Source organism: Streptomyces sp. WZ.A104, assembly GCF_002382885.1.
Taxonomy (GTDB): domain Bacteria; phylum Actinomycetota; class Actinomycetes; order Streptomycetales; family Streptomycetaceae; genus Streptomyces.
Window position 1 is genome coordinate 91201 of the sequence record NZ_NWVL01000001.1, and the last position, 13913, is coordinate 105113.

Annotated in this window: 6 protein-coding genes; 2 read left to right on the forward strand and 4 right to left on the reverse strand. The window is 70.1% G+C overall.

The genetic code is table 11. From position 1 onward, the window contains the following. Positions 1-5: 5 nt before the first annotated feature. Positions 6-1634, reverse strand: a complete 1629-nt coding sequence (locus CIB93_RS00430; protein ID WP_096622827.1) for a TIGR02677 family protein — start codon at positions 1632-1634, stop codon at positions 6-8. A 181-nt stretch (positions 1635-1815) separates the two neighbouring features. Between CIB93_RS00430 and pglW the strand changes: the two genes are divergently transcribed. Then, entirely contained in the window at positions 1816-6258 is a 4443-nt protein-coding gene (pglW, locus tag CIB93_RS00435) for a BREX system serine/threonine kinase PglW (RefSeq protein WP_096622829.1), read from the forward strand. Positions 6259-6304: 46 nt separating this feature from the next. Here pglW and CIB93_RS00440 read toward each other — a convergent pair whose 3' ends face one another. Genes CIB93_RS00440 through CIB93_RS00450 form a run of 3 tightly spaced genes read right to left on the reverse strand, consistent with a single transcriptional unit; the run spans position 6305 to position 9662 of the window. Continuing rightward, on the reverse strand, positions 6305-7759 hold the full coding sequence (locus CIB93_RS00440; RefSeq protein WP_096622831.1) for a hypothetical protein: 1455 nt from the start codon (positions 7757-7759) through the stop codon (positions 6305-6307). Continuing rightward, entirely contained in the window at positions 7756-9156 is a 1401-nt protein-coding gene (locus CIB93_RS00445) for a KGGVGR-motif variant AAA ATPase (protein WP_096622833.1), read from the reverse strand. Before CIB93_RS00445 ends, CIB93_RS00440 begins: the two co-directional genes overlap by 4 nt. After that, on the reverse strand, positions 9153-9662 hold the full coding sequence (locus CIB93_RS00450) for a hypothetical protein (protein ID WP_143659966.1): 510 nt from the start codon (positions 9660-9662) through the stop codon (positions 9153-9155). Before CIB93_RS00450 ends, CIB93_RS00445 begins: the two co-directional genes overlap by 4 nt. Before the next feature lie 163 nt (positions 9663-9825). Between CIB93_RS00450 and pglX the strand changes: the two genes are divergently transcribed. Beyond that, the gene (gene pglX, locus CIB93_RS00455) at positions 9826-13593 is read left to right on the forward strand and encodes a BREX-2 system adenine-specific DNA-methyltransferase PglX (protein WP_096622837.1); all 3768 of its coding nucleotides are present in this window, start codon (positions 9826-9828) and stop codon (positions 13591-13593) included. The last annotated feature ends 320 nt before the right edge of the window (positions 13594-13913 follow it).

Consider the following 13913-nt stretch of genomic DNA (forward strand, 5'->3'; position numbering starts at 1 on the left):
CACGCTCACCTCCGCATCGCGTCGGCCGGGTTGGAGGAGGTACGGCCGATGCCCAGTTCCAGGTCGTCCAGCAGTAGGTCGCCATCAGCAGAGTGCAGGACGCACCGCGCGCCCGCCGTGCGTCGCACGGTGAGCCGGATGCCCAGCTCGGCGTCCTCGCTGTGCGCCTGGTAGAGATCGAATTCCGTCGCGCCCTCCCCGTCCGTGTCGGCGCGACGCCGGAGCTGCGCGTTCCCGAGTGCGGAGGCCAGCAGCTCCAAGAGCAGACCGAGCGCTGCCGAGGTGAGGCGCACCTCGGCGAACCAGCCCGAGGCGCTGTGCAGTTCGTCCGCCGCCGCTGCCCTGGCCGCCGCCCGCTCACGAGCTACCTCCCGCAGCCGCTGCTTCTGCACGGAGTGGTCCTCCACCGCCGACGTCCGGCCACGCTGGGCGCGGCTGCCCCTTTCCCGCAGGGCCACCGGAACCTCGACCACTGGCCCGGTCCACCAACTCGTGTAGGCGGGCACCACCTCGTCGGTAGCGGGGGGTATGCCCAGATGGCGGGCGCCGTAGAGCCCGAAGGCGGCGACGGCGATGTCATGCGCGTCCTGCGGTGCCGCTTCGTCGAACCACCGGGCCAGCCTTAGCAGATCCCTGCGCCGGGACATCTCCCCAGTGGCCGATCGCAGCATCCGCTTTGCGTTGGCGAGCAGCGACTGCAACGCACGGAGGGTGGCGTCCCGCAGCTGGTCGACCTGGCTGCCCTGCCCGTCGGTGTCGCTGAACCAGCCCCGCAGGCCCTCCCAGTCCGCCAACTCGCGTCCACGGCTGCGCTGAACCCGTGTCTCCAGTCGGCCGTCGCCCTGCGGTGACAGCCCGGTGAGGCCCTGTGCGTGGGCGTCCAGCCGGGCGAGTAGACCAGGGATGTGCGGCCACAGCGTGTCCAGCGCCGCCGAGATTCGGGGTGCACGGAATGCCACATCCTCCGTGATCGCCTCGACGTAGTCGAGGAGTAGCTCCTTGAAGCCCTGGTACTCGGCGCTGTCTAGGTCGTACCGGGCCAGCACTTGGCCGAGGTAGGCGTAGAAGTCCCGGATGGAGTCCGCGAACTCGGTGAACTGCACGAACAGCGTGCTGACCCGCTCCAGCCCGTCCTGCGGTTCGATGCCACCAGGCGCGGTCACGAGCTCGGCCAGCTCTCTGAGCCCGCGCTCGACCAGAGCGAGCAGCTCGTTGCTCACCTCGCGGGCCGCGTCCGCCTCGGCCAGGACCCCATCGGCGTCCCGCTGAACGCGCTCACCCAGCTTCGACAGCTGGTAGCGCGAGCGGGACCGCTGGTACTCGCTGATGCTGGACGCCTTCAAGGTGTGGCTGCTGCGCAGCAGATTTCCCCACCGCACCAGCTGTTCGAGCCGGACGGTGAGGGTGTCGGCGTCGAGCCCGGCAGCAGGTCCGCCAGCCTGGCGCAGCTTGGCCATGACTTCCGACACGGAAAGGTCCGCCAACAAGGTCCCGCAGAAGACCCGCATGATCGCGACGTGCTCCAGTCGCTCGGGCGCGCTGAGGTAGGTGTACGCGTCCAGCCGCCGACGCGCCTCGCTGTGGGCGTCCTGCGTTGCGGCGTCTTGCGCTGCGCCGGGTGCGGGTGCCTCCATGCATGCGAGGTTACGCGGCGCGTTCGCCTGCCACCGGTGGGTGGCTGAAAATGCCCCCGGCCCCTGCTCGGCCGGGCTCTGCTCCCGTCCACAAACCGGTTTCGGCCGCTTTCTCTCGCGATAGGCTCGACCAGGCACTTTTGCATCGTGGTCCGAGAGAAAAGCCTGGGGAGGCCGGACGGTGACAGCTCAGTCAGGCACGTCGGCACCGAGGCCCGGCACACCCAAGCCGGGCCCGCCGCGCCCCGCCCGGCAGTGGTTCCAGGAGCGCCCCTCGCCGTACCCGTGGGAACAGGACGCGCTGGACCATGTGCGGAGGCTCATGCCGCAGGCCGAGCCGTTCCGCGCCTGGGCCACGTTCTCCTTCACCGCGATGTCCGGCCGCGTCAACGAGTGCGATCTGCTGATCGCCGTTCCCGCCGGGCTCTTCCTCATCGAGATCAAGGGGCATCCGGGGCAGCTGCGCAATACCGGGTCAACTTGGAACTTCCAGGGACCTGACCGCATGCGGACCATCAACAACCCCCTGCACCTGACCGACCTGAAGTCCAAGGAGCTGAAGAGCCAGCTCCAGTGGGCGGCTCGCAAACTGGGCCTGTCCGAGCGGGTGGTCCCCCGCGTCGAGCCCGCTGTGTTCCTGTCGTCGCCCGACCTCGAAAGCCACCTGGACGAGGTCCAGCAGATCAAGGTCTATGGGCGTGACGACGGCGGTAGCGGCCTGAAGCGGATCTGGCAGGACTTCCTCGGTCTGCCCCCGGACCGTCCCGACCGGCGCATCACGCCGGAGTTCTCCCGGCACACCCTGCCGCAACTGCTCAAGGCGATCGGGATCCGTCAGTCCGCGGCCCACCTCCGCTTCGGCGACGCCTGGAAGATGGAGCCGCACCCGCTGGACGCTGGACCGTCCTGGGAGGACCGCCTGGCCACCCGGGACGACGGCCTCGTCCAGGAGGAGGGCCGGGTCCGCATCTATCTGGTGAGCCAGATGGCGACGGAGGCGGCCCGCAGAGCCACCGAACGCGCTGCGCGCCGCGAGTACCAGGTGCTGCAGGGCATCACCCACCGCGGCATCGTCGACGCGCTCGACTACCGCGAGCACCAGGGCGGACCGGCGATCCTCTTCCGCCACCGCCACGGCGATCTCCGCCTCGATCAGTACCTGGACACCTACGGCGGCAGGCTGACGCCCGAGATCCGCCTGGATCTGGTCCGGCAACTCGCCGAGGCGGTCCGCTACGCGCACAACCGCTCGCTCTACCACCGGGCGCTCGCGGCCCGCTCTGTGTACGTGTCGTTCCGGGCCGACGGGACGGCTCCGGAGCTGCGGATCACCGACTGGCAGACCGCGGCGCGGGACTTCGACAGCAACGCCACGTTCTTCCGTTCCATCGGCGGCTCCGCCCTCGACGCCGCCCTGATCGAGGACGCGGCCCGGGTCTATCTCGCCCCCGAGTCGGACCAGCCGTACGCGGACCCGGCCGACCTGGACATCTTCGGCCTAGGCGCGGTCGCCTACCTGATCCTCACCGGCCGCCCGCCGGCCACTCAGCGCAGCGACCTGGCCGAACGGCTCCGCGGTGACGGAGGGCTGCACCTGTTCGCGGTGGCCGACGGCCTGCCCGATGTCCTCGACGACCTGGTCTTCCGGGCGACCCGCGCCGACGTCAACGAGCGGCTCGGCTCGGCCGAGGCGTTCCTGGACCTGCTGGACGAGGCGGAACGCGCCAGTATCCTCCCGGACTCACCGGCGGCGACCTGCGTCGACCCGCTCGAAGCGGTGCCCGGTCAGGCGCTCGACGCCGAGTGGACGGTACGCCGGGTCCTGGGCACCGGAGCCACCGCGCGCGCCCTGCTCGTGGAGCGGGCCACGGAGGATGAGGACGGTCGCACCCAGGTTGACGAGCACGTCTTCAAGGTCGCCCTCGACGAGGAGAAGGCGGGGCGGCTGCGTGCCGAGGAGCGGGCGCTGCGCAAGGTCGGCGGCGGCTCCGTCGTCCAGCTGCGCGGCGAGGGGCTGCGGGAGCTGGGCGGGCGGACCGTCCTGGAGCTGGAGTACGCCGGCGCGCAGTCGCTCGGCGAGCGGCTGCGTGGCAAGGGGCGACTCACGTACCACGAGCTGGAGCGCTTCGCGGACGACCTGTTCCACGCCCTGGACCAGCTCGCCGCGCAGGGCGTGCGCCACCGCGACATCAAACCGGACAACTTCGGTATCCAGCGCCGCAAGGACCGCACGTGGCAGCTCAAGTTGTTCGACTTCTCCCTGACGGACGCCTCCGACCGGGACGTGAAGGCCGGCACGCGCGGCTATCTCGACCCGTTCCTCGGTTCGATGCGCCGCGCCCACTACGACGACCACGCGGAGCGGTACGCAGCCGCCGTCACCCTTCACGAGATGGCGAGCGGCGAGCGACCGCTGTGGGGCGAGGGCCAGCTCGACCCGCTGACCAACGACTCGGCTGAACTCCACGTCGCCACGGAGCTGTTCGAGCCCGCGCTGCGCGAGGGGCTCAGCGCCTTCTTCCAGCGTGCGCTGCACCGCGACACCGAGCAGCGCTTCGACACGCTGCGGCAGATGTGGGACGTCTGGCGGGAGGTGTTCCGCGCTGCCGACGCAACCGCGCCCGCCACGACCCCCTCCACCGTGGGTACCTCGTCCGATGACCCGGAGGAGGCCCGCGACCGGGCCGCCGCGGCGGCCGACCTGACAACGCCGCTGGATGCCGCCGGCCTGTCCCCGCGTGCCGTGTCGGTCGCCGGCGGACTGGGCGCCACGACGGTCGGGGAGCTGCTGGACATCCAGCCGTACGCCATCTCCAAGGCGCGCGGCGCGGGCGCCTTGGTCCGCAAGGAACTCAACCGGCGCCGCAAGCAGTGGGCCACCGCGCTGCGCTCGACGGCGGCTTACGTGCCCCCCCGCCGGCAGGCGCCCGACGCCGCCGCCCCGCCGCATTCCGTCCCCGGCTCCGACGAGACCCGCATCCCGTCGATAGACGACATGGCCGCGCTCCTCGCCCCGGAGCCGGGCCGCAAGGGCTCCCACCGTGCCGACGTCGTACGCCTCACCCTAGGACTGCCCCTGGACGACGGCGGGCTGTCCCCGCTCGGCGTATGGCCCGTGCAGGCCCGGATCGCCGACCACCTGGGCATCAAGCAGACCTCCGTATCCCGCCACCACCGGAACGAGATCAAGAGGTGGGCCGAGGCGGACTGGCTGACCCCAGTCCGCACCGAGCTGACCGAGATCGTCGAGGCTGTCGGCCGGGTGATGACCGCCGACGAGGCCGCGGCCGAACTGCGCGCTCGCCACGGCGCCGGGGCGGACACCCCTGCGAGGACGCTTGCCAGGGCTCTGGCCGTCGTCCGGGCCGCCGCCGACGCGGAGACCGCCGAACGCCAGGACGAGGACCCTGCCGGGCAGCACGAGCCCCGTTTCGCCGTGCACCGGCGCGGTGACACCGTCCTGCTTGCCGCCGAGTCACTGCCGGGCGCCGACGACCCCAGCCCGCGCGAGCTGGCGGACTACGCGGCGCTCCTTGGCCAGGCCGCCGAACGATTGGCGCGGCAGGACCCCCTGCCCGGCCGGGGCGAGGTCCTGCGTGTCCTGCGGTCCGTGCCCGCGCCCGACGGACTGGCCCCGCTGGCCGACACCCGTCTGGTGTCCCTGGCCGCTGCGACGGCCCCCGGCGTCGCGGCCACGCCCCGACTGGAGCTGTACCCGCGTGACCTGAGCCTGGAGCGGGCGGTGCGCATCTCCCAGGCGGGCGCGGGTGTCCGCCGCGACCGGGGGATCACCGTCGCCGAGCTGGTGGCGCGGCTGCGCGCCCGTTTCCCGGGCCTGAACCTGGTCTCAGGCTCCCGGGAACCCACCCATGTGGAGCTGCTGGACGCCCTAGAAGGGGCACGCTTCGATCTCGTGTACGACGACGAGGCGGAGAAGTTCCTCCCCCGCGCGCCGGACTCACGGGGGCCGTGGAGCTCCACCGGTGTCCTCACCAGTTACCAGCCGCCCACTCCCGTAACCCGGGCCGACCGTCAGGACCCGCACGGCCCGCTGCGGGAGCGGCTGACCGCCGTGGCGGAGCGCGGCGGGTTCCTCGCCCTCACGGTGAAGCCGAACGCGTTCGCGGGAGCGGCGGAGACCGTGGCAGCTGCCTTCCCGGTCGAAGCCGTCGACCTGTCGGACGTGTTCCTCACCGCCTTCCATGCCCTGGCCGCGGAGAAGGGCCAGGACTGGCAGAAGGTCCTGCGCGCCGACAGCATCTCCACCCCCGGCAGCATCAAGCCGGGGCTGGCGTCCTTCGTTCGGGTGGTCTGGCAGCGCGTCGAGCAGGTGGTGCTCGCCCGCGCCGACGCCCCGCGAACCGTGCTGTTCCTACACGACGCCGGCCTGGTCGCCCGCTACTGGGACGAGGGCGGCCACGCCTTCCTCGTCCGGCTCCAGAACGCGGCACGCCGCCCCGCCGACGCGCCGCACGGCCTGTGGCTGCTGTGCACGGTCGAGACACGCGCGCAGGAGCCGAAGCTGGACGGCCGTACGGTGGAAGTGATCGGCGGCGACGGGGAACGGGCGCACTTGGACCAGGAGTTCCTGGACACGCTGCGGGTGCCGGTCGGCACGGGCTGAGCGTGGGCAGGACGGCGCTGGCCGACCATCTATCAACCTTGATAGTTCAGGTCTTCCGGGGCACCCCGCCCTTGCGCCCGATGTTGAACGCCAGCCGGTACACGTCGGGGAGGTCCAGGGCGCCACTGGTTCGTTCGGTCAGTACGCCGAGGTCCACCAGTTCCTCGATCAGTGCGAAGGGGTCCCCGGCGTCACGGGGACCGCTGCTCTCGCCGTCGTCCTCCCGCATCCGGCGCAGGGCTTCGGCGAGTCCGCCCTGCTCCCAGCACTGGCGGACGTACGACGGCTCCATCGGCACCTGCCCGCCCTCGAGCCGCTCTATGGCTGCGGCGGCCCAGGCGATGTCCTCCGTCAGCTCCTCCACCCGGACCCGCGACGCCTCGTGGAGGCTCTCCCGGATCGCCTCGTAGTGCAGCGGGTGGGGGTGTCCGGCGTACCGCTCTGTCGTCAGGGCCGCGGCCGAGCGCAGGGCGAGCAGCCAGGTCCTCGGGCTCACCCGGCCCTTGCCGTCCTGGAGGTGGTTCGGAACCCAGGTGAAGGTGTGGCCCTTGCGCCGGTCGGTGCCCATGTACGGGCCGGCCAGAGAGACGAAGACCTTCTCCTGGCACTTCTCGTCGGCGATCACGTCGACCGGCGCGATGAACCGCCCCTCGCCCTCCGGCCGCCACTCGCCGTACTGGGCGCGGAACTTCTCCGCCTCGGCGCTCGGATCGTTGCCCAGCCGGTGGAAGAGCAGCCCGTAGAGGTTCTCCCGGCTCCACTCCAGGTCGGCCGCGTTCGCCCCGAGCTTGGAGGCGTCGGGGAACCTCTTGGGCGCACTGTCGTACATGTCCGGGCGGACGAAGATCTTGGCGCGCAGCGCCCCTGTGGTCAGCCGCAGTTCCAGTGCCACCTGGAACAGCGCCGACACCAGCCGGTCGGCGGTCGTCCGATCCGCGTGGAGATGGTCCAGAGCGTCGAAGAGCAGCACGCGGGTCTCGCCGCTATCCCGGGCCTCCCGGTCAGCCTTCCGAAGGGCGTCTTCGTACGCGTCCTCGTTCTCCGCGGCCCACCGGATGCGGTCGGCCCAGTCGGGGATGCTCGCGATCTCGGCTACACCGAGCGCCATCATCACGACCGCGTACCAGAAGAATTCGTAGACGTCGGGACCGGTCACCTCGCGCAGCAGCCGGGCGATCTTGCGCTTGCTCGGGTACGGGGTGTCGCTGCCGCCGCCCGTGGTGAACCCGGTCGTGACCCTGACCCGCCGCAGCCGCGGCATCATGTACGACCGGGCGGCCACCTCCCGCAGCTCGGGGTCGGTCAGCGCCTTCGCCCAGTACGTCTTGCCGGTGCCGCGCGCACCGCGGACCACGGTCACGTCGGGGTCGAGCGCGAGGCGGTGGCTGGACGGCGTGAACAGCCGCCGCAGGTCGGGGTTGTCCGTGTCCGCGTCGAGCGCGACACCGAGGGCCCTGGTAATCAGGGTGCGGTACTCGTCGGTGGTCGGGGCGGCGGTCATGAGGGCTCCGGGGCGGGGTGCGGTGGCGGCAGCAGACGCTCCACCGTAGTCGTGAACGTCCGGTACGCGGCCTCGACGAACGGCAGCTCGGGCCAGTCCCGGCTGCGCAGGGGGTCCAGCCCCACCAGGTCGTTGCCGAAGAGGATGGGGATGGGGGCGTGCGGCGCGTTGTCGTCCTCCAGCGGAGGGTGGTACAGCTCGTCGCCCTCCTCGTCCGTGCCGTCCTCGTCCGTGTCGAGCTGGTCGTACAGCGTCTTGGCGAACAGCTCCTGGGCGCGGTCGCGGAGGGCGGGCAGTCGCTTCGCGTCCCCGGCGGAGTGGAACATGGCCGCCACGATCCGCAGCCGCTCCCGCAGCTCCCGGGCCAGGGCAGGCCGTTGCTGCCACTGCCTGAACAGCATCCGGTAGCCCTCCCAGGTGGAGGGGTTGTCCACCGCGAACAGCAGGGCGAGCCCGCTGAGGTGGGTCAGCGTGACCGCCGCGATGTCGTGCATGCCGGCCCTGCTGTCCAGCAGGACGACGTCCGGTGGCCGCGACAACTCGGTGATCTGGTCCTCGCAGGCGGCGATCGCCTCTTCCAGCCGCGCGGCGAACGGTCGGTCGCCGTCACCGGGGTTGAGCCCGGCGAGATCGCTGTAGATGCGGTTCAGCTTGGCGAGGTAGTCGTACGGCTCTCCCTCCAGCGGCGAGCCGCCCGCGGGCGCCAGCCACACCTCCCCGTTGCCCTTGAAAGGCAGCGCCGTACTGCGCGCCACCAGCTCCAGCCCGTCCGCGTTGCCGACACCGCCCTCTATCAGGTGGTCCACGATGCCGTGGCGGGGGATGCCGGCGGGGTCCTCCAGCAGGTTGGATACGCCCGGGGACTCCAGGTCGAGGTCCACCACGAGCACGCAGCGGCCGGTCCCGGCCAGGTGCCGGGCGAGGAGGGCGGTGGCGGTGGTGCGCCCCACCCCACCCTTGAAGCCGTACAGCGCCACCCGCCGGTCCCGGCGCCCAGCGGCGCCGTCGGACGGGGCCGGAACACTGCGGGCCCAGTCGGTGCCGATGATGGTCCGCTCCAGGACGTGCACGCTACCCGTGCCAGCGCCCTGCCGGGGGCTGACCGGCACGCGGTCGTCGGCGCTGAAGTACAGCTCGGGCGCGAACAGTTTGTCGGCGAAGAGGATCGGTTCGAGCCCGGTGAAGGGCCGGGTGGCGGCGGCGAACGCGTCGCGGAGCGCCACCACGGCCGGGTCGTCGTGCGCGAGCGGGCTCTGCCGGTCGTCGAGGAGCAGACAGGCCCGGCCGAGCACGTCACGGGTGACGACGACGTCCATGCCCAACCGGGCCGCAGCCTGCTGTGCGTGGTCGAGGGCGGCCTGCCAGGCGGTGTCGAACCGCACGGGGGAAGGGCTCATGCGCGTGTCCTCGTCCCCAGGATGCTTGCCTGCTCATGGGCGGCGATGAGGTCGTACGCGGCCTTCAGGTGCCGGTCGATGACGGCGTCGGTGATCGCGGTGCCGTCGCAGTAGCGGTCTCCGACGTCCCAGCCGGCGAACGGGTTGTTCCAGATGAGCTGGGTGAACAACGCGCCCGACCCGCCTCCCCGGCGGCGGTGAGCGACGGCGGTGAGATGCTCCCAGAGTTCCGGCAGATGCCCGTGCTTGTTCGTCCACTGCGGCTTCTTGCGGGAGCGGTCCAGGTACTTCACCTCCGGATGCTCCGGCTTGTTCCACACGTCGAGACGGGACCCGAGGAAGTCGATCAAAATGGCCTTGACGGCGCACTCCGCCGCCAGTCCGGCCAGATGGTCGGCGGATATCCGCAGGTCCCTCTCCGCGGCCAGAGTGGCCGCGCGATAGTGGTTCCTGCTCGCCGTCGCGAACGCGGGCGGCTGGGTCGCGGAGGGTGTCGAGGCCGTCACGACGATCACTTTAACGAGTCGATCAGGAGGGCCGCGCGGGCCTTTCCCGGATTGCGACTCCCCTGGGCCGCGGTCCGGGGGCGCGGGTGCGGCAGGATGGGAGGTCCGGTCCGCTCAGGACGCGGTGGGGCGCTGACGCGGTGCAGGGAGAAGGAAGCGAAGAGTGACGGTGACGACTACAGGCACGGACAAGGCGGGCCTGCTCAAGGACCTGAAGAAGCTGGTCGTCGACCTGGAGAACGATCTGCGGTCGCGCAGCGAGTCCGAGGAGGAGTTCCGCACCCGCCTGGACCGTGAGTGGCGCGAGGCGAAGGAGGCCCGGCGTACCGCCCTGTCCTACCCGGCCTGGCGCGACGAGCGTGTCACACAGGCCGCAGTGGCATGGGTGCTGGGCTGTGTCTTCGTCCGCTTCTGCGAGGACAACGGCCTGATCGACGAGCCGTACCTCGCCGGCCCCGGCGAGCGCCTCGCCGAGGCGGAGGCCCGGCACGAGGCGCACTTCCGCACCTACCCTCACCACAACAACCGCGACTGGCTCATCGAGGCGTTCCGCCACCTGGCGAGCACCAACGAGACGGCCGCCGGCCTCTTCGACGAGCGGCACAATCCGCTGTGGGGACTGACCCCCGGCTACGAGATGGCGACGGAACTGCTGATGTTCTGGCGCCGCTGGGGCGCGGACGGCGAGATCCGCTACGACTTCACCGACCCCGAGTGGGACACCCGCTTCCTCGGTGACCTCTACCAGGACCTGAGCGAGCATGCCCGCAAGACGTACGCGCTGCTGCAAACCCCCGAGTTCGTCGAGGAGTTCATCCTCGACCTGACCCTGGAACCGGCGGTCGCCGACGACGGGCAGGGCTTCGGCCTCAACCCCGTGTGGACTGGCCCCGACGACCGGGAGCGCCGCGGCCTGCGCACCATCGACCCGGCGTGCGGCTCCGGCCACTTCCTGCTCGGCATCTTCCACCGCCTGCTGGACAAGTGGCGCCAGGCGGAACCCGGCACGGACGACTGGACGCTGGTCCGCCGTGTGCTGGAGTCCGTCCACGGCTGCGACAAGAACCCCTTCGCCGCGAGCATCGCCCGCTTCCGTCTCCTGGTCGCCGCGATGAGCGCGGCGGGCACGCGGAGGCTGGCGGACGCGCCGCCGTTCCCCATCAACGTGGCCGTGGGTGACTCCCTGCTGCACGGCCGGGACGCGGCGGGCATCCAGACCGACCTGGACACGCTGTTCGCGGAGGCGGTCGTGGGGCGCGAGGAGGGGGAGACGCACGCGTACGCCACGGAGGACGTGTGGGAGTACGCGAAGCGGGTGGACTTGCTGGGGCGGGGGTCGTATCACGTGGTGGTGGGGAATCCGCCGTACATCACGGTAAAGGACAAGCAGGAGAACGAGAACTACCGGGCGGCGTACGACGCGTGTGCGGGAACATACGCCCTGTCGGTGCCGTTCGCCCAGCGCATGTTCGAGCTTGCGGTGAAGGGGCCCGGCGGGCGGCTGGGCGGGGGCGGGTTCGTGGGGCAGATCACCGCGAACTCGTTCATGAAGCGGGAGTTCGGCAAGAAGCTGATCGAGGTCGTCTTCCGGAACCGGGTCGAGCTGTCGCATGTCATCGACACCTCGGGGGCCTTCATTCCGGGGCACGGCACGCCGACGGTGATTCTGGTGGGGCGCAACCGGGTTCCCAGTCCGGAGCGGACGGTGCGGGCGGTGCTGGGGGTTCGGGGGGAGCCGGGGCAACCGGAGGATGCGACACGGGGCGCTGTCTGGCAGGCAATTGTCGCTCAGGCGAACAAGCCAGGAAGCGAGTCGGAGTGGGTTTCAGTTGAGGACGCGGGTGCCTCAGGGTTCGCGGAGCATCCCTGGTCGCTCTCCGGCGCTGGCAGCGCGCCCCTCTTGTCCGCACTCAATTCTTTCTCGTCCATAAGGTTGGGTAGCCGTGTCTCGTCAATTGGTCGGACGACGAACCCGGGAGATGACGAAGCCTGGACCCTGCCTGATCAGCGGACGGCCGAGAGGCTGCGTGAAGGAAGACTGGTTCAGCGCTTTGTTACCGGCGAGGCGGTTCGTGATTTCTCAATCCACGGGGGGCTGGTCATCCGCGACCCGTATTGCGGAGCGTCTCACAGTGATGTAGTGCCCGCTCATACCTGGTTGCCGACGCGTGCGCTTTGGCCAAGCAGGGCAATCCTTAGAAATCGGCGTCTGTTTGGGAGGGTGATGGAAGAGGCCGGGAGGGCCTGGTACGAGCATCTGGAAAACTATGCATACCGCCTGAGTGGCCAGTTCTCTATTTCTTTCGCGTTCGTTGCAACTCATAACCACTTCGTTCTTGAGCGCGGTAAAAAGCTCTTCAAGCAGTCCGCGCCCGTGATCAAGCTGCCCGATGGGGCCGGGGAGAACGACCACCTGGAGCTGTTGGGGATCCTAAACTCTTCGACGGCCTGTTTTTGGCTTAAGCAGATGAGTCAGGCAAAGGGGGGGACTGATAATTCGAGCGGCGGTGGTAATAGGTGGACGCCTGAGGCATGGATCGACCGTTACGAGTTTACCGGTACCAAGCTGCAAGAGTTCCCCCTACCGGAAAAGCTTCCGCTTCACCGGGGGCGCATTCTCGACGCGCTGGCTCAGAAGATTGCTACGTTTGAGCCGTCGGCCATGTGCGCCGAGGGCGGTGTACCGCAGCGGCATGCGCTCGATGAAGCTAGGGCTAGCTACGATCGCGTTCGCCGACGCATGATCGCTCTGCAAGAAGAGCTGGACTGGCAGGTCTACGGTCTCTACGGGCTGCTCACTGACCGCGAGGTCGCCCGGACCGTAACCCCCGAACCCGACCCCGAGACCATCCCCGAGGTCAGGCTCGGCGAGCGCGCCTTCGAGATCGTCCTCGCACGGAAGGTCGAGGCCGGGGAGGTGGAGACCGCCTGGTTCACGCGCCATGGCTCGACGCCCGTCATTGAGATTCCGGCCCACTGGCCTGACTGGTACCGCGAGATCGTCCAGGCCCGTATCGACCTGATCACCAGCCGCAAGGACATCGCCCTCATCGAGCGCCCGGAGTGCAAGCGCCGCTGGGCTACCGACTCCTGGGAGAAGAAGGAACGCGCTGCGCTGCGGGACTGGCTGCTGGACCGTTGCGAGGACGAGGACCTGTGGTTCGAGGTGCGTGAGGGTATGCGCTACCCCCGGACGCTGACCGTCAACAACCTTGCCGACCGGCTCGGTTCCGACCCCGACTTCACGTCCGTCGCCGCGCTCTACGCCGCCGACCACCTGAAGAAGCCGGACCTCCCCCTCGCGCAGATCCTCAACGAGATCATCGCTGATGAGCACGTGCCCTACCTCGCCGCGATGCGCTACAAGGACTCCGGCCTGCGCACCCGCCGAGAGTGGGAGAAGGTTTGGGAGAAGCAGCGCGAGGAGGACCATACGGGCATGCGGCTCGACATCGACCCGCCGACCAAGTACAAGTCATCCGACTTCCTCAAGCAGTCCTACTGGACCCATCGCGGCAAGCTCGACGTCCCCAAGGAGCGGTTCATCTCCTACCCAGAGGCGGGCCCGGATAGCGACTCCACGCTGATGCTCGGCTGGGCTGGCTGGGACCACAAGGACCAGGCGCTGGCTCTCACAGACCTGATCGACAAGCGTGTCAAGAGCGACGCCTGGGGCGCCGACCGGCTCGTCCCCCTGCTGGCCGGACTGCGCGAGATCATGCCCTGGGTGCACCAGTGGCACAGCGCTGAGGACGACGAGTGGGAGAACTCGCCAGCCGAAGACCTGGAAGCGGAGTACCAGAAACTGCTGCGCACGCATGGCGTGAGCGAGGCGCAGATGAAGGACTGGCGTCCGGTACGGAAGACGCGTGGGCGGAAGGCCGTACAGCGCCGGCAGACGACCGAACAGACGGAGCTGGGCGACGCGTAGCACAGGGCAAGAGCGGAGAGCCGCTGTGCTCTCCTCCGAGCTGCCGACCGGCGACTCAGCGGGCGATGCCGGAGGCTTGCGCGGTGAAGGAACGCACCGTGTGGGCGGAGCTGGATCTCCCGGCGGGCACCCGCGCCGGACACCGCACGTGAGCGCGCCCGGCGATCCGTCTGCGGACGGTCACCCACTGTGCTGCCCTGCCCCCGAAGCGGTGGCGATCTCCACTCCCGCTGTCGGACTCACCTGGCAAGATGGACGTCGCGCCAACGCCTGAGGGGGGCGCTGTCCGGGCCGGCCGCCAGCACAGTGAGGGAATGATC